This is a genomic window from uncultured Dysgonomonas sp. (assembly GCF_900079725.1).
In the GTDB taxonomy this organism is placed as follows: domain Bacteria; phylum Bacteroidota; class Bacteroidia; order Bacteroidales; family Dysgonomonadaceae; genus Dysgonomonas.
This window is the reverse complement of sequence record NZ_LT599032.1, coordinates 2,914,188-2,934,901: the sequence shown is the minus strand read 5'-3', so window position 1 is coordinate 2,934,901 and position 20,714 is coordinate 2,914,188. Positions and strand designations below refer to the sequence as shown.

Genomic DNA, 20,714 nt, shown 5'->3' with positions numbered 1-20,714 from the left:
TTACTTAGAACGTCGTTTTTTGCTGTCACCTTTGCGTGGCGGGAACTCAAAGACTGTTTTATAGTCCGCATCAAATTTAACTGTAGCATCAAAAGTGCTTCCGGTCTTAGAACTTACAAAACCTTTTACAAGTGCAGTCTTGCCGTTCATCAAAAGGTCATTGAGTTGCCCATCCGTCAGTTCTTTTTTAGCAACGGTTCTAAATACAGTCAGCCCGCAGTTTTCATCCTTACATTTTACCACCTTCGGGTAAAATACCATCTGCCCATTTTTACATTTAGGACAGGGACAAGTATTGCGATTATCTGTCCGTTCAATGGTGGTAGAAAGTAGCTCCGTAGTTATCTGCGAGGCATAGATTTCTATTCCTTTGTGGAATGCAGCAGCATCCATTTCTCCCGAAGCTATTTTGTTTAAGGCTTCCTCCCATTGTCCTGTCATGGCTACGTCGGCTATCTTTTTGTCCTTTACAGCCAGATAGACCACCAATCCTTTATTGGTCGGAACAAGGGACTTTTTCTCTCTGATGATATACTCACGGGAAAATAATGTTTCGATAATGGATGCACGGGTAGCGGGTGTCCCGATACCACACTCTTTCATGGCTTCACGCTGTTGTTCGTCCTCTACTTCTTTACCTGCGGATTCCATTGAACTAAGCAAACTTGCCTCCGTATGCAATGGACGAGGCTTGGTTTGCTTTTCCTGAATCTCGCAATCACGAATCAACAAACGATCTCCCTCAACTAAAGCAGGTAAAGTTGAGTTTTCATCTTCTCCATCGTTTGGCTCGTCTTTAGCATCAAATACCGCCCTCCAGCCGGGGACGAGTGTAACGCTCCCTTTGCAGGAAAAGTGTACGCCATCGGTATCCAATGATACGGTGGTGTTCTCTTTGATGCAACGTTCGCCAAAGGCTTCGAGCATACGTCCGGCAACCATATCGTAGATAGACTGTTCGTCTTTGGATAAATTGGTAGCAGATTCTTCCGTAATAATCAGTGCATGATGGTCGGTCACTTTAGCATCATTGACCGAACGGGTATTGAGCGTGGTATCAAATCTGCCATCTATGTATTTCCCGAAAAGAGGGTGTGACCGTAGTGTCGCAATCAAATGTGGTATTTCCTCTAGAACATCTTCGGAAATATAACGGCTACCTGTTCGTGGATAGGATATTTTCTTTGCTTCATACAGACTTTGAGCTATTGTCAGCGTTTTGTCTGCCGAAAAACCATGTTTACTATTGGCTTCTTTTTGAAGTGTGGTAAGATCGTACAGCAAGAGTGGTTCTTGTTTGACTTCCTTTCGTTCTACGGCTGTAACGAATATCTTTCCCGCAGCTTTGACCTTTGCCGTAATTTCTTCGGCATGGATTCGGGTATCGAACTTATCCACCGAATGAACAGCAAAAGTAGTAGCTTCTTTTTTTGTCTGCAATTTCAAGCGAAAATAAGTCTGTGGCTTGAAATCTTTATTTTCCAGATACCTGCTGCAAATAATTGCCAGTGTTGGGGTTTGCACTCTGCCCAAAGACCAAACTCCATACCCTGCCGAAATAGAAAGGGCTTGACTACTATTGATTCCAACAAGCCAATCAGCGGTACTGCGGGCTTTGGCAGAAGCATACAGATTGTCATAATCGGCTCCGGAGCGAAGCATTTTAAAGCCGTCTTTGATGGCTCGGTCTGTTAGCGAACTGATCCAAAGCCTTTCAAACGGAAGGGTGCATCCTATATATTCATATATATAGCGGAATATGAGTTCCCCTTCACGTCCGGCATCGGTTGCCACAATTATAGATTCTCCACGATGGAATAACTCGCGGATAACCTTTAGTTGTTTCATCACACCGGGATCGTTTTTGTATTCTTTATCCTCTTTGACTTGTCGAGGCAAGAGTTTAAATTCTTTAGGAAGTATCGGCAGGTTCTCTTTCTGAAAGCCTGTGATACCATAATGCTCCGGCATGGCGAGTCCTACCAAGTGACCGAAAGCCCACGTAACGGCATATCCGTTACCTTCCATATAGCCCTCTTTTTTATTGTTTGCTCCGACTATGGCTGCTATACTCTTAGCCACAGAGGGTTTTTCTGCTATTATTATTTTCATTGTAACATTGATTTTTTAGTGGTGGATCATAAAAACTACATTTTTCGCCCTTTACTTTTTTTCGGAGCGGCAGGAGATTGTTTTTGTTCCTGTTGCTGTTTTTGCTCCTTCTTTTCGACTTGCTTGGCGGTGGGCTGTGTCTGACCTTGTTTTAGCGGCTCTTTGGAATATTTGGTTGCCTCGTTAGTCTTGCCCTCATTATTGACAGCGACCTGTGTTTTGCTCTCGGCAGCAGGAGTCACCTTCTGAGAATCCTTGGCAGCTTGTTTCGCTTCAATGGCTCGCACTTGATCGGGATGCTTAGAGGTATGGCGAACTTTATCTCTGTTTTCGTCAACCCATACCCATGCATTATACTTCTGTCCTTTCTGGTCGGTAGCTTCCACTTTTTGTGCTCCCGATGCATCAGCTTGTTGCTGTTTCGGGCGGGATTGCATGCCCTCAACAAAGATTGGCTCTTTATTACACAGCTTGGTAAACTCTTCTTTACTAAGTTGTACACCTCCTTGCTTAGAATAAATCCAGACCTCATCAACTTTACGGGCTTTTGGTAATGGCTTTTCCTGTGCTTGCCCTTCGCTCTGTTTGGCTTGTCGCTGCTCCTTATGCTGTTGCCGTTGCTCGTCGCTGAACTTAAAATCAAAATTCTTATTGACGGCATTGAACTGTACAAAACGATCTATTTTTTGTGGTTCTTCTCCTGGTTTGACCTTTTTATCCATGCCCTCAACCCATACCGCTTTACCTTCTCTCAATCCCTGCTGCTGTTCGGGAGAAAGAGGTGTATTTTTCAAAGTCTGGGGAATATTGATTTCAGAGAGGGGTACGGCTTCAATTCGATTCGTCATTTTGTCGAGAGATACAAGTGAGGGTATTTTCTCTCCATTCACTTCAAGGTCATACACACGTGCACCATGTCCTGTCTTCTGTAGCTGTTCTTTATCCTGTTCGGAAAAGACTACATTCATAAATGGTTTCTCAAAATCGGGTTGTTCCTGTTTGGGATGGGTTACCAACTTGATGCTGCCATCTTTTTGTGGCTCCAGCGATAAGCGAGCTTGCATTGGGAATTCATTGCCGTCGATAGTAGGTTTGATATCAACCAGACCGGGAGATTTGTGCCCGTAAACCATCGCTTTGAGAGCATCCTGCAACTTATCCCCCGAAAGGCCCAACTTCTCAGTCTCTTTCCAATTGAGTTTATTGAGGTCTAAAGGCTGAAACTTACCTGTAAGCTCAATGTCAATCTTTATCTTACCGTCAAATTTAAGACGATACGGATCGAGAGCTTTGTCGGTGTGGTCGATACGGATAAGTTTGTCAAGAAAAGCAGCTATCTTATCTACCGCTGACATCCCGACGGCATAAACGCCTGTGTGCGATGGATGATTGAACTGTGCCGACATTTTTTTGAAGAAATTTTCCAGAAAATTGCTGTTGGTATCAACTTTCAAAAACTGGTCGGCATTCGCTTTGGTGGGTTCAACGGTTTTTAGTTTACCGTCCTTCTCCCCTGTGATGACTTTTAGTTTGCCATCTTCGCCTTGGGTCAATAAGACTTTAGGCTCTTCGGATTTTACTTTGTCTTGATCCATAATAAATGATGTTTTTATTCTGCATTAACATTAATGCAAAACGAAAATACATCTTACTAATGAGTTGACTGCAAGTATTTAATGAGATGGATGCTTGTGGCTGGGGTTGTCTGGGGATATATGACTTTTCAGACTTTTTGTTAGAATGACTTTAAGGCCAAATTCTGTCAATGAAAATAAGAACCTCAAAGCTAAATTGAGTATCTTTGTTGGTGTTAAATATTAATTTTCAATACTATGTCTCATGTTTCTATAAATAATCATTCAATACTTACTTTTGAGTACGAACCATTTATCGACAAGTATTGGAATGTAGGATTGTCTGAATTCCTCATTTCAAAATATGGGAATATAACAACTTATGACCACAATGAAGTTGAGGAAATATTGTCGTCCTGTTTTGAGTATTTTGTAGATCAGTTTAGAACATTGATATTGCAACAAGACACAGAAATATTTTTCCACTACGTATTCTTATTACACGAAGCGTCTATTGATTTATATATAGAACAACTTGGAGGGCTTCAACTACCTGATGATATTGATTCTGATTTCCCTCGATATCGTAGAATCTTGAAATTGATATTGGAGCAATCTTGTGATATTGAATTGACAGCCAAAAGAAATATTGAATATCAAGAAGCATTGAATATTATGCAGGAACTATATTATTTAGGAAATTGGATTTATGAATTTTCAATTTACATAGCTTATCATAAGATGATTCCCAATGCCTACTTTGTTGAATTTGAAGAAAACGTATTCACATGTGGATGGCAAAATAATTATGGAGAACTCAATAAATTGCTATTGAACTACTTTAGTACAGATTATGAAACATTTTTTGATGAAGCTGCGTTGGAAGAATTAAAACAAGCCATTGAAAATAATTTTTCTATTGATTACAACAAAGCCATTGGTCAAATCCCTCTGATAAAAAAGCATTTTAGCAATAGACAAAATCAAACCGTAGAACCTTATGTACTACCTATTAATTTGGCTGCTGAATGTAATACATCCGAAGATAATACTTTCCTGTTTTATTCAGGCCTGATGATAACCAAAGCGAATAAACTTAGTATAGAAGATGCTGTTCTTAAACCTCATTCAGAGAAACGATATATGTTTAGACCAATGCTGACCTATACTGTTGATGACGTAGAACGATCTCTTATAGGAGATAGCAAAATAGCAGAAAGCATGATGGTTATCGCATCTAATACTATTCATTGGAACACTATGCCAGCGGAGTGGTTACAGAATAAAGGGATGGTTAAGTTTATGAATAAAAAAGGCTTAGAACATGATCGCTTACTGGAAAATGAAATCGAAAAAATATTTATTACTAACAAGTTCCCTTATTGTAGAAATACAAAATCATTCAAACAAAAAAAAGGAAAATCAAATGTAAAAGTAGATATTCAGGGGTTGGGAGAGATCGATTTTATTGTTGTAAACAAGGATAATAAAAAGATATTTATTTCAGACACGAAATATAATCGTGCTCGGTACGATGCTGTTGGTTATCGAACTGATTATACTAATTTTGGAGGATATGAGATAAAAATAGAGGCTAAGAAAAATTGGTTAAGTGAAAATTTACAAGTGCTACAAGAACATTTGGAAATTATGTTCCATATAGATTATAGCATTCTTGACTTTGAAGTAGAACCAATTTTTTTTATTAACACACCGACCTTTTATATGTTTAACGGAAAATACAAAGCAATCACATTAACTCGTATAAAAGAATATATAGAGGGCAGTTGGGATTATCCAACGATTAAATTGAGGGATGATGCAAACAAACAATTCTTAAATTATACTCATCCATATTTTAGCAAAGTGCCAATTATTACTCCATTTGAATAATTGTTATGAATATAGAAGAATATTATATCTTTCTTGAATGGCTATCTTCTCAAAAAATTAAAATTGGAGAGAGTCTTTTTCATAATTTTGAAAACCTCCTTCATGAAGGTAATGCAGCAGCTATAGAATCTATAAATTTTCGAGCTCAATTTATTGGAGAATATGAAGAAAATATAGCTGCAAGCTACTTTATCATAGGACATTTTACTAATTATGATAAACCCAAAAGGATTGCTTGTATTTGCGTTGGACTTGAAGCTGAATATGTAAAAGATATCATATGTCTTCGTAGAAAATGTGAATTATACTCTGAAAACCAGCCTTTATTTAAAGCAAATCCTTCTTTATTTCAGCATGTTAGAGATAGAGAGTTGGTGGATTATTCTGTTTTTAAAAGAATTAATGATTCTGAAATCATACACTTTAATAATCAATATGGGTACATAGATGGATATGTGCCCTTAACTGTATTAGGCTGGATGTCAAATAATCGTCCTCAAAGTCCTATATACATTAGGGTCAATCCTCACGTAGTGTATTCAACCCAGCCTCCACAAAAATTATTTGAGTCACAACTTATTCCACCGAACCCTAAATGGTGGCATGAACTTTCTATTTACAATAGAAGCCATGAAGGGTGCTCGTTTTTCTTAGATAAAAGTGTTAATCCTAAAGATAATTATGATGAATATTGGGAGTATCACTGCCAAAATATTAGGAGATTGGATATCATTGCAAAAAGAGATGGAAATGGAAATCTTTCTATGATGATGGAAGAATTAATAGAGCAAAAAAACATCGTTTCTCCTACTGAAAGATATATTGTTAGTCGTATGATTCATCTTGATACGGATGCTGCCATCGGTAAATCTTTTCATGATTCAACACTAAATCATCTTGATTTAGCAATAAATGTTTATACCGAGAATAATGCAGAAAATAGATTATTGGAAAATCTGGCAAATGGAAGAAAGGTAACAGACGCTTCATTCAGAACCCATCTCTTACGTGTTGAAAACATTAACTTTTCAGATCTTTTTGCTTTTGCATACAGCTTTTTTAAATCTAAAACTCTTGTTGATGAATGGAAAGATGCACAGTTTAGATAAAGTAAAGAACTGTTTTTTTTAAGACAGTTCTTTACTTTATGAAATTTACTCCTCCTTCGGCAGCAACTTACACAATTCTGGATCATCCTTAATGCGTTGCAATTCATCCGCCACAATCTGTTTCACTTCTGCTTTGATACGGTCGTAATTCTCCTTAATCATTTCCTTCATGCGATTTACACCATTTTCGTCTACAAAGTTGGTAATGACAGGTATCTTCTTATATGCTTTGGTTTCAGAAGTTACACGTTCATTGTCTACTACAATTTCACAATGAAAAATCTTTTGCTCTATTCGCTCATCAAAGTTATCAGCTATCGCTCCGACAAACATACCCTGAGTCAGATTGGATATTTTGGATGCTGGTATCAAACTATCCATCTGGGTAGAAATGGAAGTCGATTTATCGTTGCGATTGATGGTCATAGACTGGCGTTTCTGTAATACTTTACCAAAACGGTCAGATAAGGTCTTCGCTGTGTCTCCGACTACCTGTCCCGAAAATATATTACCTACCGTGTTCATTACTACGGCAGCCTCTTTGTCTCCATAGTCACGCTTTAGCTGCGAAAAGTCCTGAAACCCCAATAATACAGCAACCTTATTGCTTCGGGCGGTGGCTATCAAGTTATCTAACCCTTTGAAATAAATTGTCGGTAACTCATCAATGATAACCGATGATTTGAGTTGCCCCTTCTTATTTATCAGCTTCACAATCCGACTGTTATACAATCCGAGTGCCGCTCCGTATATATTTTGTCTGTCGGGATTATTGCCTACTGCCAATATTTTAGGATCATCCGGATTGTTGATATCCAAAGTAAACTCATCACCCGACATCACCCAATATAATTGCGGACTAATCATACGAGACAAAGGTATCTTAGCTGATGCTATCTGTCCTTGGAGCTGATCGGCAGCCCCAGATTTCCATGCATCCATAAAGGGAGAAAGATAATTTTCGAGATCAGGGTACGAAGTCAGAATCGGAAAAATATCTTCATAACTTTTGTTCAGAAATTCTATGGCATGAGGAAAAGTACAGTATTTACCATCCTTGTAGATACGCAAATACCAAATTATAGCGGCAAACAGAATAATCGGAGATTCTACAAAGAAGTCTCCTTGCTTCTGCACCCAAGTTCGATTCAAATTTAACATTATCGTGTATGCACTCTCATATGCATCCGAAATATCATCCATAAATGACGGGTTAATTGGATTGCAACGGTGGCTACGACTTGGATCATCAAAGTTTATCACATAAAAGGTCGGTACTTTCTTATAACCTTCTCTATTGTTTAACAGATGGTTATAAGCAATAGTCGAAAGGTCTGGAAACTTGAAATCGTAAATATAGCCTGTATAACCTTTCTCGATCTGCTGTTTGACAAATTGGTTTACAACGGCATAAGACTTACCCGAGCCAGGAGTACCCAATACGATAGCCGCACGAAAAGGATTTACTACATTAATCCATCCTTTCCATTGCTTCTTTTTGTACCAGAACTTTGTAGGCAGGTTTATCGAATAATCGTTTACCATTAACTTGGTTTCCTGCATAAACGATTCATTTTCGTTATTAAACGGATCGTCCATCAGGTTGTTTTTGAGTAAGCGGCTCATCCATGTACCCGCCATCAAAAGCAATATATATCCTACTGTAATGGTAAAAATATAGAAACCTGCATTGGCTATTTTGGGAAGAGGCAGATAAAGAAGCCACCAGTTCAAAAAGAAAAATACAAAACCCAAAATAAGACATACATAGATATGATTCCATGTGATCTTTTCCTCCTTCACTCCCTTTGTACCCAAACAGGACAAGGCAAGAAAGACTACAGAAAAGATTTTCGTCCACAATATAGAATTGAACAAACCTGCGGTACGGTTAAAATTCATTAGAATTTTATCTACTACCCCGATATTGATTCCCCACTCGTATATTGCTTGATAGCAGAACCAATAAATATTCATCAGCACGAACAAAATACTGATCGCCCTCATAAACTCCATGACTTTGGCAAGTCCTCTTAAATCATCTTCTTGTTGCATAATCGTTGAATTTAGATCGTTTCTAATTTGTTAAAAATGCGAATGTAAGTAGATGATTGTGATATGAAGCAAGTCGTATAGAGAGTGGTAGCTTGTGGCTGGGAATGGCTATTATCTTTTTGAAAATAAACAAATAGTAGAATTATATTTTATCTTTATGGAGAAAAAAATACACTTAAATTGAAATCTATAATGTCTACAACTCATTCTCTTGAAAACTTAAAACATTATCATAACGAAGCAATACAATTCTTTGGAGCAGAACTAATTCTTTTACAAGAAGCAATAGCAAAGATTACGGATGAACGTATAGCAAAAACAGCTACACTTTTAATTAGTGGCAAGCAAACAGGAGCTGCACTTATTCAATTAGCTACTCAAGTGGAATGCTTTTCGAGTGAAGTTACTATGCTTGCCCGATCGTTTATGGAAACTGTCACAAACTTTTGTTACGCCAGTGTATGTGATGCAAAAGAGTATCGTGCATTTATTCTACACCCCATCTACAAATACTATTTCAAAGTAGGCACTAGCTTAAAAGAAGGAATCGATAACTATGAAACATATAAAGAACATGCTGATGCAATAAAGAAAAAAAGAGAAAAATTAAAAGAAATTCCAATTGTGCAAGAAGCATTAACAATATTCTCAGAAACAAAGCCCAATTTAAGTTGGAGTAAAAAAAGCCTAAATGAAAGAATCAAAGTTTTAGAAGAATGGGGTAAATTCCTTGATGTGTTTTTTAGTTTGAATAAAATACAATATTATTCGGATGCCTCCGAAGCCCTTCATGGGTCCTTATATGGTTGTACTTATGATATAGGAGCGTTCGATCCTGATTTTGATCATACCAATAAAGAAGAATTATATAAAAAACTATATAAAGATGAAGCCTGTATGATATTATATCTCGGAACACTTATACATGAATCCCTAACACTTATTAAATACTCAAATGACATATCTGATATCTGGAATTATTCATATAAAAATCGAGGATTAGCATTAAATCTTTTATCTCATATTCAAGAAATAAACCCTACAGAAGTCTTAGATACATATTTTCAAGCTAAAGTTAGCAAATAATGACTACATCTGCCTCCCATACCTACGTTTCTTTTTCCTCTTACGTTTTAAGGTCGGTTGCTTGTTATCTGTCCCCTCTACTTCGGGAGTAAAGACAGAGAATAAACTTCCCTCCGGATCGTTCGTCTCGAAGTGTGTTGATTGCGGTTTCCGATTGGTGGTTGGTTGCTTATTATCGAAATGTTTCGGTGCTGGTACTTGCAGATCCTCACGATGTGGATTATCTACAAAACGTCCGTTAAGAACATTTGCAGAAAACTCCTTACCCAGACGAGAACCGTTAAGAACTACCCTCTGATTATGGTCGATAAATGTAGCCCCATAGATGCGTCCTTCATCGCCCAGTCGTAGCACAAGGTCGATACCTTTCTCCCACAAAGCCGCTCGGAACTCGCTCTCTGTGCGGGTGCTTGCGAAGGACGCAGAAACAGTAGCACGAGTTTGTTTGGCTATGCCGCTTGCCTTGATTGTTTCTTTTGACTTCCCAAATCGTTTTTCCAATCTATCTAAACCATGATTCTTACCGAAGAGAGACGATTTCAACGGTGTTCCGACACGATTGCCCTTGTCATTCAATGCCGAATAAACCAATCCTCGATATGCTTTACCCTTATTTTCTCCTTTGATTTCCTCTACTCCTATATTATAGATGGAGAGCAAAGCACGATATTCTCCCAAAGTCTGAAAAGAATACATTTCGGAGAGCGGTTTTATGACGTTTGCCACCTGTTTTTTTAAGTTCCCCTGGCTAACGTCTATTGGTGTAAGCTGCCATGCCTCGCCCTGATTCTTTTCTTTTGAGTGCAGACCGTACTTTTGTTCTAAAGAATCGGTAATCTTTCTGCTGCATTCGTAATTTTTGCTGTCACTGATTATTGAGCCATCCGTGCGTACACGTGTCGAAACGATGTGTATATGTTCTCTGCCAATGTCCTCATGTTTGAAAATCATATAGGGTTGTTCGCCATATCCGAACTGCTCCATATATTCACGTCCAATGTCAGCAAGTTGCTGATCGGTCAGCCTATCGTCCGGATGTGGATTGAGTGAGATATGGATAACAGGTTTTGATATGCGAATATGCGAGGGCATAAATCGCTCGAAGTCTTCCATACAAGAGGTAACATTGAACACTCCATCGTTGGGTTCAATCACCATATTGGTAGCCAAAACTTTTCCTAAACCTTCGTTTACCTTCTCTTGATTGTAGGAAAGTGCACCATACAGATTGCTTCCGTGACTAAATTTAGCAACCATTTTTAGAGATGTTTAGTCTTAAATTGTTCGCACAACTGCATTACTTCCCGTCCGATTCTGGCCAGTTCAATGGTTGCATTTTCTAATTTATAGAGCAATGCCAATGCTTTTTTCTCTCCAAAATTAGAATGCAACTCCTTTACAACCTGATTGTAATTGACTCCGATACTTCGTATTTGTCCGTGCAGAGCAGTAAGTTTTGCAATAAATTCTACTGCCGAAGCATCGGTTTTCACTACACGAAATTCATGCCCAAAGATGCGGGCAGCGATAAAACCGGATAAGGATTGTACACCTGACCGTTCATACAAGGCTAAAAAATCGACATGTTGCTGATCTGTCAGGTTCACAGTCAGTCGATGCTTCGCCGGATCGTTCTTCGGGGGTCTGCCCCCTTTTCCCCGATTGTGGGGATTTCTTTTTTCTTTGTTCATAACATGATTTTTTAGTGGTTTATGAACGCTACGGACGGTTCAACCCGTCTTCATTTTTCCCGACTTCGGAGAGGAAAATACCCCTCTGGAAGAGCAAGGGTTGTGTGCTGCAAAATTCATTTTGCGATGCACTCAACATACCTTGCTATTTGCCCAAATGCAAATACTTTTTGCCCGTAAAGGGCAATCTCCCTATCCCGAACTTTTCGGGATAAAAACCTGATCTCTGTCAGGCATTTTTTGAATGTCGGAACAAACTTAAAACCGATATGAATCCTCTTTGACGTTTCATGCAGCAAAGTTATTTACTAAAATAATCAATTGAAAATCAATAGGCATAGACAACCTTGGACACAAGCTGCCACCTCTCAAAAACATAATGTAAGTATGAAAAATATGGGCTTTATTTGCCGGACAATTGATTGTATGGCGAGATATAGAGATCTGCAATCAGTTGTACCAAAGGAGGAATCTATGTGCGATTATACAGAGGTGAAAACGTACAGAGAGAGGATGGTTGGATAGTCCATTTTCAGATACATAGGTAGTATATATAGTATCTAATATCAAATCAACCAATTTACAAAAGAACCAACCTAAGAACGTAAGTCTGTTGCAACGTTCCAACAGGGATATGTCCCAATAGACGGTTGGTTGTATGTACCTCTATTCAAAGGTTGTTACCTGAAAACAGATGTACCACCGAACGAAAGTCGATACTTAGAAATATATGTATTTCCTTGGGTACGGCTATACGAAAAAACGATTGTATCATTTAAAAATTAATTGAAATGAAAAAGAAACCTATTTATGTGGCATTCTCAACCCAAAAGGGTGGAGCCGGAAAGACAACTCTTACTGTATTGGCAGCTTCCTATTTGCACTATGTAAAAGAAAAAAATATCGCAGTGATTGATTGCGATTATCCTCAATATTCCATAGCAGATATGCGGGAGCGGGATTTTAAGATGTGCGAAAGTGACGAGTATTACAAAGGGATGCTGTACGAACAGTTTACCCGTTTGGAAAACAAGAAAGCCTATCCCATTATTGAGAGCAACACTAAAGAGGCTATCGCTGATGCCGAACATCTGACTCCGCAAGGTGATTTTGATTTTATATTTTTTGATCTGCCGGGAACGCTCAACAATGTAGATTTAATCCATACGCTTGCACGAATGGACTATATTATTGCTCCTATCGCTGCTGACCGTGTAGTAATGGAGAGTACACTTGATTACATGGTAACTGTACGTGATGATATTATGGGCAGTGGCAAATCTGATATTAAAGAAATTTACCTGCTTTGGAATCTGGTGGATGGACGGGAAAAATCTGAACTCTACGAAGTATATGAGGCGGTGATTAATGAATTGGAGTTTACAACCCTGAATACATTTATCCCCAATAGCCTGCGATTCCGACGTGAACAATCCGTCAGCCATAAAGCTCTATTCCGATCTACACTGTTCCCTGTCGATAAGTCTCTTGTAAAAGGCAGCAATATAGACACTCTTTCAGACGAATTGCTCGAAATTCTAAAGTAATACACTATGGAAGAAAAGAAAACCGATACGAAGTTGAACGCTCAGGACATCATTGCTCGTACAGGCAGAAGAGAACGCAAGTTACAAGCTTATTCTCCCGAACCCGCTTCGATAGAAGGAGTGACTAATCAGGAAGAGCAAGTCGAAGAACAAGTTCAACTACCTGTAAACGAGACCATAAAAGAACTCCCAGGCGAGGAACCACGTAAGCGAAAATCAAAAGCACAGGTAGAGGCGGATTATCAATGCCTTTTTATACATGAGTCTGCAATAGCTGCACGTAGCGGGAAAACGGTTTATATCTGTAAGGAGCATCACGAGAGAATCATTAAGATACTGCACGTCATAGCTAAGAATGATGTTTCATTATTCAGTTATATCTACAATGTTTTGGAGCATCATTTTACTACTTATCAGGAAGACATAACCGAACTGTATGATAATAATATTGAGAAAGTATTTTAATCAAAAAACAATGAAATATGAAAAAGAGAAAGAAAATTAATAAAAGAACGACTCCTTGCGAAACTTCTAATGTTGAGGCTCCAACAGCAGTTCAACAATATGAAGCTTGTTTTTTTAGAGAAGTCCAGAATAAAACCAGAGATAGAAAACCAGTCTATATCCGAAAAGAGTTCCACGAACGTGTTATGAAGATTGTACAGGTTATCGGTGAGAACGATTATAGTTTGTTCGATTACCTGAACAATGTGCTGGAGCATCATTTCGATACTTACCAAAACGAGATTACCGAACTATATCGCAAAAAGAACACCGATATATTTTAGCCATGAAACAATATATCATTTCAGCCATTGCACTGTACGCATTGTTTGTCGTCCTATATCTACTTCGGGATCGGATGCAAAAACGAAAAAAGAATGCTGCTAAAAAATCGGCTTTCAATCCGTTTCGTGCAGTACCAAAAGAGGATATTATCGGCAAAAGTAAATTTGACATCAGACAATCCCGGACAGAAGCTACCACGCTGATTAATAATGAAAAAGAGAAAGAAAATGCTTCTATATTTGTCGAGAAAGAAGAAAAAAAGACCTCGGCAGCAATCCCTTTGGATAAACTCGATGAAGTTTTTTCGACAGACAATAGAACGGAAGATAATTCGGATGAAATCAATTTAGAGATTGAGAACACTCCCCCCGAATTAGAGCCGGACTATGACGACGACAGCGATTTAGACGAAGAGGAAACAGAAGATGCAGATACCGAAGGGAGAGCCGGGGTTTCAATGGCGTTGGGACTTGACTTCAATAATTTGGCGAGTATGGTGCGAACGGTAGAGACTCCCGACAATGCAACATCCGAAGAAAAAGAAGAAGCCGGACGGGTATTGGTTGAGATACGTAAGACCGATATGTTTGAACAGGTCGTTTCGGGAGAACCTAAAAAGAAAGTGGTCGTATCCTTACTTATGGATGACTATTTTGCTGCCTTTCATCGCAAACAACAAGACGCTGGAGAATTGGAGGAACCGACAGTCAGAGCACCTAAAGAGTTTGATGTACGCGGATTTGCGTAAAGTAGCTAACAATTAAAACAAAAGAGTATGAAGCAAAAAGACTATGGTTAGCGTGAATGTGCGTCAGCCAAACAAAAGGGTCTGCGACCACCACTAAAAAATCAAAGTTAAACAACATTATTCATTCAGTACAGGGGACTATTCCACCCCCTGTACTATTATCAAAAATCGTATGACAAAGAAAAAATTTCTTCTGTCAGCAGCCTTTATCATGGTTGCTGTATCATCTGTATTCGCACAAGGTAACGGTATCGGAGGTATTACCGAAGCCACCAATATGGTCACTTCGTATTTCGATCCGGGCACAAAACTCATCTACGCTATCGGTGCAGTTGTAGGACTCATCGGAGGAATAAAAGTGTATAATAAGTTTAGCTCAGGTGACCCAGACACCTCTAAAACTGCTGCTTCGTGGTTCGGTGCGTGTATCTTTCTGATTGTGGCTGCTACCATTCTACGCTCTTTCTTCCTGTAAGGGTCTCAGACCCCTTTATTATTCATTAAATACGAATAAGAAGAAATGGAGTATAATATTAACAAGGGCATTGGCAAGAGCGTGGAATTTAAGGGTTTGAAAGCACAATACCTTTTCATTTTCGCAGGTGGTCTACTGGCTGTATTCATCGTATTTGTAGTGATGTATATGGCCGGAGTAGATCAGTGGGTATGTATCGGTTTCGGTGTTATCGCCGCGTCCACACTGGTATGGCTAACTTTCAACCTGAATGCGAAATATGGAGAACACGGGCTTATGAAGTTGCTCGCCAAACGACAGCACCCCCGTTTTCTGATCAACCGCAAAAATTCCCGTCGCTTGTTCCAATACCCCAAAAAGAAGGAGGTACGGAATGCGTAATACACTAAAAGCAGCTACTATTGAAAGTAAGTTTCCTTTGCTTTCGGTTGAACACGATTGCATTATTTCAAAAGATGCAGATATAACGGTAGCCTATCGTGTGGATCTGCCGGAACTGTTCACGGTTACTAATACCGAATACGAAGCCATACACTCGGCTTGGACGAAAGCGATCAAGGTATTGCCCGACTACTCGGTTATTCACAAACAGGATTGGTTTGTCAAAGAGAACTACAAACCTGCTACTGATAAGGAGAATATGAGTTTTCTATCCCGTTCATTTGAACGTCACTTCAACGAACGTCCTTTTCTGAACCACACTTGTTTTTTGTTTTTGACCAAAACGACAAAGGATCGGATGCGGATGCAAAGCAACTTCTCATCGCTCTGTCGGGGGTATATCATTCCCAAAGAAGTCAATAAAGAGATGGCAGTACGCTTCTTGGAGGCAGTCGGACAATTTGAACGTATCCTAAATGATTCGGGATTTATCACGCTGACACGTATTGCTTCAGACGAAATAACAGGAACGGAAAAAGAAGCTGGGCTGATTGAGAAATACTTTACCCTTTCATTGGAAGATACCACTTGTCTGGAGGATCTGGAGTTAGGAGCAGATGGCTTGCGTATCGGAGATAAAACAGTATGCCTGCATACCATTTCCGATGTGGAAGACTTGCCCGGAACAATCGGAACAGATATGCGATACGAAAAACTATCTACGGATCGAAGCGACTGCCGCCTGTCGTTTGCCTCACCTGTGGGGTTGCTCTTATCCTGTGACCATGTATATAACCAATACATATTTCTGGACGATTCGGCAGAAAACCTGCGGCAGTTTGAAAAATCTGCCCGCAATATGCAATCGTTATCGAAGTACAGTCGTGGAAACCAAATAAATAAAGAATGGATCGACAAGTACCTGAACGAAGCCCATAGTTTCGGGCTTACATCTGTTCGGGCACACTTCAATGTAATGGCATGGTCTGATGATGCGGAAGAACTCAAAAATATCCGTAACGATGTTGGCTCACAATTGGCACTCATGGAGTGCAAGCCCCGCCATAACACGGTAGATGCTGCGACACTCTATTGGGCAGCGATGCCGGGGAATGCGGGTGATTTTCCGAGTGAAGAAAGTTTCTACACGTTTATAGAACCTGCCTTGTGCTTCTTCACAGAGGAAACAAATTACAAATCGTCTCCCTCACCTTTTGGTATCAAAATGGCAGACCGGGTAAGCGGAAAACCCATCCATGTGGATATTTCTGACCTTCCCATGAAGCAGGGAATTATCACGAACCGCAACAAGTTTATCTTGGGGCCTTCGGGTAGTGGTAAGTCCTTTTTTACGAATCATATGTGTCGCCAATATTGGGAACAGGGTGTGCGACGAGAAGTTGCATAAGTAATTGTTTAACAACAAGATTAAACCTATTGTTTCGTCAATAGTAGCCTAAGGATACGTGCATTATGAGTAATTGTTTTGTACGAAGCTATCCTGAGAAAGTAACCCTTCCGAAAGGAGGAGTCGGAACCGTGAGGGAAAGACAACGAGCGTAAGCATTATATGCTCTGGGGGCGAGGCTGAATGGTATGGCTAACAAATGTGAACTGTCAATAAACATCGTTACGAAAAGAACAAGCTAAAGAATGCTGATAAGCTTGAACCAAAAGGTACGCAGCCAGGATAATCCTCTCCCTTGTGGGATTACACGAATATGAGAGCTGCCGGTGGATAGACAGAGCCTAACCCGTTCGTGTTACTTATGCAGAACTCGGAAAACCCGTACTTCTCCTATTTACTTAGGAAAGTGAGCCGTAAGGCAAGCTGATAGAGGTGCGGATATGGGATAGTAGAAAAAGCGAATGCCACTTTGTAATGAAGTGGATAGAGGTTTAAACGTTACCTCACACGAAAGTGGGCAGACTTCTACATAAGGTAATTCTTTACAAGAAACTTTTAGAACTTTTTAAAGTAGAAAAGCAAATGAACGAAAGTAAAACATCGTGTGCATCAACTGACCGAACAAAATCAATCGCATGGGAATCCATTGAATGGAATAAGTGTGAACGTGAGGTTAAGAAGCTACAAGCACGTATTGTAAAGGCTCAAAAGGAAAGTAAACACAATAAGGTGAAAGCCTTACAGTGGGTGCTTACTCACTCTTTTTATGCTAAAGCATTGGCTGTAAAAAGAGTGTCTTCTAATAAAGGAAAAGCTACGGCTGGGGTAGATGGTAAAATTTTGAATACCCCAATAGCCAAGGCAAATGCGATTACTGAATTGAAAAGACGGGGATATTCTCCGCAACCATTAAGAAGAGTACATATTAAAAAGAGTAATGGAAAACTACGCCCGTTAGGAATTCCAACAATGAAAGACAGAGCAATGCAAGCATTATATCTCATGGCATTAGACCCTGTGGCTGAAACAACTGCTGATAACCATTCGTATGGTTTCCGCAAAGGAAGAAGCACGCAGGATGCTATGAAACAATGTTTTATTGATTTGGCAAAAGATTATTGTCCTAAGTGGATATTGGAAGGAGATATAAAAGGTTGTTTTGACCATATCAGCCATGAATGGCTTCTGGAAAATATCCCAATGGATAAGGTTATGCTAAAGAAATGGTTAAAAGCAGGATTTGTCTTTAATAAAATGTTGTTCCCGACAGACGAGGGTACGCCACAAGGTGGTATCATATCTCCAACACTTGCTAATATGACCTTAGATGGTCTACAAGAACTACTTGCACAGAAGTATAAAGCAAGAAGAATCAAAGGTGAAAGGAATAAAAAATATCACCCAAAGGTCAATCTTGTTCGATATGCTGATGACTTCATCATAACAAGCGAAGACAGAAGTGTATTGGAATCTGAAATCATGCCATTATTAAAAGAGTTTCTCGCAGTAAGGGGACTTACCCTATCTGAAGAGAAAACGAAGATTACTCATATTGATGATGGTTTTGATTTTCTTGGATTCAACTTCAGAAAGTATAACGGAACAATGCTTGTGAGACCATCAAAAGAAAAGGTAAAAGTCTTTTTGGATAAGGTTCGACATATTATTGAAACAAATAAAATGGCGAAACAAGAGACAATTATAAGACTTTTAAACCCGATGCTTATAGGTTGGGCTAACTATTATAAATATAGTATAGCATCAGAAATATTCGGTAGAGCAGATTTTGAAATTTTCAGAAAACTATGGAGGTGGTCGAAAAGACGACATAATGCTAAAGGAAAATATTGGGTTGCCAATAAATACTATCATAGGGTAAATGGTAGAAGCTGGACTTTTTCAGTAAGTGATAGTCGTAAAAAGAATGGTGAGTACTTCTCGTTAAAGCGACTAACCAATACAAAAACAGAATCCTATGTGAAGATTAGATCAGAGGCTAATCCATATGACTCAGAGTGGGCTGAATATTTTGATAAAAGAGAAACTTATCAGATGCTCAACACCCTTAAAGGCAGAAGGTCACTCCTATATATCTGGGAAAAACAAAACCGTATTTGTCCAATTTGCGAGAATTTAATAAACAGAGAGAAAGAATGGAGTATCATGGAACAAACCATAGAAAACCATATCAAAAGAACTCTAGTACATGATAGTTGTCGCAGAAGTGTATTACTTAAAAATAGAAGAAATGAGCCGGTTTCATAATAGAAATTTTGAATTGCTTGAGCCGTATGAGGGGAAACTCTCACGTACGGTTCTTAGAGGGGAAAGGGGCAGTAATGCCCCCGACCTACTCGACACGCACATCGTGCTTGTGGACACAGGAAACTCGTATCAGGGGCTTTGTAATTTTATCAACCGTCGTACCAATGGGGAAGATGGAGTCTACTTTACCTATACTGAAAAAAATCCCATTTCATTTAATCCATTTTATACCGATGACGGGGTCTTTGATATCGAGAAAAGAGAAAGTATCAAAACCCTGATCATGACTTTGTGGAAGCGGGATAATGAACCACCCACACGTTCGGAAGAGGTAGCCCTGTCCAATGCGGTGAGCTTGTATATAGAGCGTATAACGATTGATGAGTCGGTTGTACCCTCATTCAATTCATTCTACGAATTTGTTAAATTGGACTATGCTGCTATCCTTGATGCTAAGCGGGTACGGGAGAAAGATTTTGACCTTGCGAACTTCCTCAATGTGCTCGAACCCTACTACAAGGGAGGCGAATACGACTTTCTGCTGAACTCCGAAAAACAGCTCGATTTATTATCTAAACGATTCATTGTCTTTGAAATAGATGCGATTAAGGATCACAAAATTTTGTTTCCTATTGTAACGATCATTGTCATGGAAGTTTTCATAAATAAGATGAGGCGGTTACAAGGTATTCGAAAGATGATATTGATTGAAGAGGCATGGAAAGCGATTGCTAAAGAAGGTATGGCAGAGTACATTAAGTATCTCTTTAAGACCGTTCGGAAGTTCTTCGGAGAGGCAATTGTTGTCACTCAGGAAGTGGACGATATTATCGCATCACCTATCGTTAAGGAGTCCATCATCAACAACTCCGATTGTAAGATTCTCTTAGACCAGCGTAAATACATGAACAAGTTTGATAGCATCCAAGCTCTGTTGGGGCTGACCGAAAAAGAAAAAAGTCAGGTGCTATCCATCAATATGTCCAACAATCCGAACCGAAAATACAAAGAAGTCTGGTTTGGATTGGGCGGTGTTCAGTCGGCTGTATATGCCACAGAAGTGAGTCTGGAAGAGTATTTTACGTTCACAACGGAAGAAACGGAGAAACTGGAGGTTGCAAAGAAAACCGAAGAATTGGATGGTAATATTGAGTTGGCTATAAAACAAATAGCTGAAAGTAAACGCAAGTAAAAACCGAAAAGCTATGTTCAACCAATGTAATATAACCGATTCTTGTTCCACTTCTACAGATTTTTCCATGCGGGAGATTACGGGGCGTTGGGTAAGTAGAGAAGGTGCACCTGCGATAAGCATATACCGCAACATCTCCCGAAAAAAGGGAGGCATCCGGCTCTGTCTTACTTACAACAACCCGCTGGTGGTCTGCGATTGTACGGTCTACAATGTATTCGGTCTGCATTACATTGAATTGTATGAGCGTATCGAAATTACTTATAATCGGGAGCAAGAGGTCTTGAATCTTTCCGCTTTCGGAGAATATGTCCGTCAGGAGGATTAGTCCGCTTAAGGGCTACCTCCGACTTCGGACGGTAAACGGGTAATAACAATTAAAAATAACG

General features: G+C 39.4%; 16 protein-coding genes and 2 pseudogenes. 13 read left to right on the top strand and 5 right to left on the bottom strand.

The window, feature by feature from the left end; genetic code table 11:
- Together QZL88_RS12300 and QZL88_RS12295 are read right to left on the bottom strand one after the other, a co-directional pair.
- A complete protein-coding gene (locus QZL88_RS12300) occupies nucleotides 1-2,112 on the bottom strand; it encodes a type IA DNA topoisomerase (protein WP_296941536.1) in 2,112 nt (703 codons plus the stop codon).
- 35 nt (nucleotides 2,113-2,147) lie between these two features.
- Entirely contained in the window at nucleotides 2,148-3,707 is a 1,560-nt protein-coding gene (locus QZL88_RS12295; protein ID WP_296941534.1) for a DUF3945 domain-containing protein, read from the bottom strand.
- Nucleotides 3,708-3,944: 237 nt separating this feature from the next.
- On the opposite strand from QZL88_RS12295, the gene QZL88_RS12290 reads away from it, so the two are divergent.
- The gene (locus QZL88_RS12290; protein ID WP_296941531.1) at nucleotides 3,945-5,579 is read left to right on the top strand and encodes a hypothetical protein; all 1,635 of its coding nucleotides are present in this window, start codon (nucleotides 3,945-3,947) and stop codon (nucleotides 5,577-5,579) included.
- A gap of 5 nt (nucleotides 5,580-5,584) precedes the next feature.
- Nucleotides 5,585-6,688: a hypothetical protein gene (locus QZL88_RS12285; RefSeq protein WP_296941529.1), complete on the top strand. Its 1,104-nt coding sequence runs from the start codon at nucleotides 5,585-5,587 to the stop codon at nucleotides 6,686-6,688.
- Nucleotides 6,689-6,733: 45 nt separating this feature from the next.
- Here QZL88_RS12285 and mobC read toward each other — a convergent pair whose 3' ends face one another.
- Entirely contained in the window at nucleotides 6,734-8,743 is a 2,010-nt protein-coding gene (mobC, locus tag QZL88_RS12280) for a conjugal transfer protein MobC (protein ID WP_296941527.1), read from the bottom strand.
- 192 nt (nucleotides 8,744-8,935) lie between these two features.
- Here mobC and QZL88_RS12275 point away from each other — a divergent pair, with 192 nt between their 5' ends.
- The gene (locus tag QZL88_RS12275) at nucleotides 8,936-9,829 is read left to right on the top strand and encodes a DUF5677 domain-containing protein (protein WP_296941524.1); all 894 of its coding nucleotides are present in this window, start codon (nucleotides 8,936-8,938) and stop codon (nucleotides 9,827-9,829) included.
- A 3-nt stretch (nucleotides 9,830-9,832) separates the two neighbouring features.
- Here the strand turns inward: QZL88_RS12275 and mobB are convergent, their stop codons facing one another.
- Nucleotides 9,833-11,086 (bottom strand): conjugal transfer protein MobB, encoded by a 1,254-nt coding sequence (gene mobB, locus QZL88_RS12270; RefSeq protein WP_296941522.1) that lies wholly within the window; start codon nucleotides 11,084-11,086, stop codon nucleotides 9,833-9,835.
- A 2-nt stretch (nucleotides 11,087-11,088) separates the two neighbouring features.
- A complete protein-coding gene (mobA, locus tag QZL88_RS12265; protein WP_296941520.1) occupies nucleotides 11,089-11,520 on the bottom strand; it encodes a conjugal transfer protein MobA in 432 nt (143 codons plus the stop codon).
- Between the two features lie 791 nt (nucleotides 11,521-12,311).
- Between mobA and QZL88_RS12260 the strand changes: the two genes are divergently transcribed.
- The 10 genes and pseudogenes from QZL88_RS12260 (at nucleotide 12,312) to QZL88_RS12215 (ending at nucleotide 20,653) form a co-directional block, all read left to right on the top strand.
- The gene (locus QZL88_RS12260; RefSeq protein WP_296941518.1) at nucleotides 12,312-13,067 is read left to right on the top strand and encodes a ParA family protein; all 756 of its coding nucleotides are present in this window, start codon (nucleotides 12,312-12,314) and stop codon (nucleotides 13,065-13,067) included.
- Between the two features lie 6 nt (nucleotides 13,068-13,073).
- On the top strand, nucleotides 13,074-13,532 hold the full coding sequence (locus QZL88_RS12255) for a DUF3408 domain-containing protein (RefSeq protein WP_296941515.1): 459 nt from the start codon (nucleotides 13,074-13,076) through the stop codon (nucleotides 13,530-13,532).
- A 17-nt stretch (nucleotides 13,533-13,549) separates the two neighbouring features.
- Complete coding sequence (locus QZL88_RS12250; RefSeq protein WP_296941513.1) at nucleotides 13,550-13,855, top strand: DUF3408 domain-containing protein; 306 nt, start codon at nucleotides 13,550-13,552, stop codon at nucleotides 13,853-13,855.
- 2 nt (nucleotides 13,856-13,857) lie between these two features.
- Nucleotides 13,858-14,604, top strand: a complete 747-nt coding sequence (locus QZL88_RS12245; protein ID WP_296941511.1) for a hypothetical protein — start codon at nucleotides 13,858-13,860, stop codon at nucleotides 14,602-14,604.
- Between the two features lie 172 nt (nucleotides 14,605-14,776).
- A complete protein-coding gene (locus tag QZL88_RS12240; protein WP_006844193.1) occupies nucleotides 14,777-15,079 on the top strand; it encodes a DUF4134 domain-containing protein in 303 nt (100 codons plus the stop codon).
- Nucleotides 15,080-15,124: 45 nt separating this feature from the next.
- A complete protein-coding gene (locus QZL88_RS12235) occupies nucleotides 15,125-15,460 on the top strand; it encodes a DUF4133 domain-containing protein (protein WP_296941509.1) in 336 nt (111 codons plus the stop codon).
- Nucleotides 15,453-16,847, top strand: a pseudogene (locus QZL88_RS12230) (TraG family conjugative transposon ATPase); the annotation flags it as partial. The gene QZL88_RS12235 and the pseudogene QZL88_RS12230, both read left to right, overlap by 8 nt.
- A gap of 603 nt (nucleotides 16,848-17,450) precedes the next feature.
- Nucleotides 17,451-19,133, top strand: a complete 1,683-nt coding sequence (gene ltrA, locus QZL88_RS12225) for a group II intron reverse transcriptase/maturase (RefSeq protein WP_296937713.1) — start codon at nucleotides 17,451-17,453, stop codon at nucleotides 19,131-19,133.
- A 94-nt stretch (nucleotides 19,134-19,227) separates the two neighbouring features.
- Nucleotides 19,228-20,325, top strand: a pseudogene (locus QZL88_RS12220) (TraG family conjugative transposon ATPase); the annotation flags it as partial.
- A 13-nt stretch (nucleotides 20,326-20,338) separates the two neighbouring features.
- Entirely contained in the window at nucleotides 20,339-20,653 is a 315-nt protein-coding gene (locus tag QZL88_RS12215; RefSeq protein WP_296941507.1) for a DUF3876 domain-containing protein, read from the top strand.
- Nucleotides 20,654-20,714: the final 61 nt, after the last annotated feature.